A 1,292-nucleotide genomic window follows, 5' to 3' on the forward strand; every position below is an offset into this window, starting at 1 on the left:
CACCACACCGCTACCATTTCAGTCTTCTGAACATTTTAGATCGCCGATGCTCCCGTCAACCATCTTTCGTCTTTAAGGGCTTAATACCTCACCCCCAGTGAGCGGCACGTGAATCGTGGTCGGGGATCGCCGATATCCCCGCCAGCATGGCTTTGTCTGACGGGTTTTCTTTCTATTGGGAGCGCCTTTGTTGCAGGTTACCGCCGGTTTTCTGTGTGTGGTGGTTGGGTGTTAGCTGCTGTCGGGTGGTGGGTCTGGTGGTCGTTCTGGTTCTCGTTCGGCGTTGAGTCTGGCTAGTGCTTCTTGGTACTCGGGCATTGCGGTAATTGGTGCACCCCAGGGTGGGATGAAGGCCACCCCGGTGTTGAGTCGGTACATGTAGCCGCGCCCGGTAGGTCTTAAAGGGTCATCGTCGTTAATGCCGTTGTGGTAGGCGCACAGGAAGGTCAAGTTCTTAATGTTGGTGTAGCCACCAGCCTGCCAAGGGATGAGATGATGCACCTGGCAGTAATCGGCTGGCTTATTACACCCAGGTCTAGAACAGGTGTGGAATTCAGCGTGCAGGGTAAGACGTTGCTTGAAGTTTGCCCCGCGCTCGAGCCGCCAGGTGTTGATGGGGCCTTCGATGGGGTGCACGATGGTGGCGTAGCCGATTTCGGCAAACTTATGGGTGAGAAACTCAGCGCCTGTCATGCGCGCACCGTTGGTCAAGTTGAGTTCGATCTCGTCCCCGTCGCCGTTGATGATTTGGTCCAACTCGTTCAGTGTGACGATGACTTGGGTGCGCACCGCTGGCTTTGTGCCGGCTGTTTCTTGGTTGAAGAAGACGTCGTTGGCGGCTTTGAGTAGGTCGGTGTTGTTGGTGGATTCTAAGACTGCGCGCATGTTGGCAATCGTGGTGGCATCGTCAGTAATGGAGAGCGTGTTAGGGCCTTGCTCTCGGTAGGTGATGCGCACACCTGGTTTGGCGGTTCTTTTACGCTTGAGTTCTTTAAGCCGTGCGGTAGCAACGGTGGGGATGCGGTGTGCGGGTGTGGCGGCAAGTTTTGCTCGGAGGTTCCACGCATCCAAGGTCTTCTTTACTTTTGAAACATAGGTTTCAATCAGTGTGAGGGTGCCCAAGCTGTGGCGTTGGGCAAGGGCGGCTGCACGTGCTTTCTTTTGCTTGCCGGTGTAGCGGGTGGGGCCGAAGTACACCTGGTTAAGGCCGGCAAGCTCTGTGGCGTCGGCTGGGTCAGCGCCGAGCGCGCGAAGCTCATCGGGTGAGCCAGGTATATGCTCCACCAGCGCAA

Annotated in this window: 1 protein-coding gene; it reads right to left on the reverse strand. The window is 56.4% G+C overall.

The genetic code is table 11. The features are described from left to right. Positions 1-231 precede the first annotated feature (231 nt). A partial coding sequence (locus tag HMPREF2806_RS08740; RefSeq protein ID WP_070517398.1) for an HNH endonuclease signature motif containing protein occupies positions 232-1,292 on the reverse strand: 1,061 nt, incomplete at its 5' end.

The organism is Corynebacterium sp. HMSC076G08 (assembly GCF_001811515.1).
In the GTDB taxonomy this organism is placed as follows: domain Bacteria; phylum Actinomycetota; class Actinomycetes; order Mycobacteriales; family Mycobacteriaceae; genus Corynebacterium; species Corynebacterium hiratae.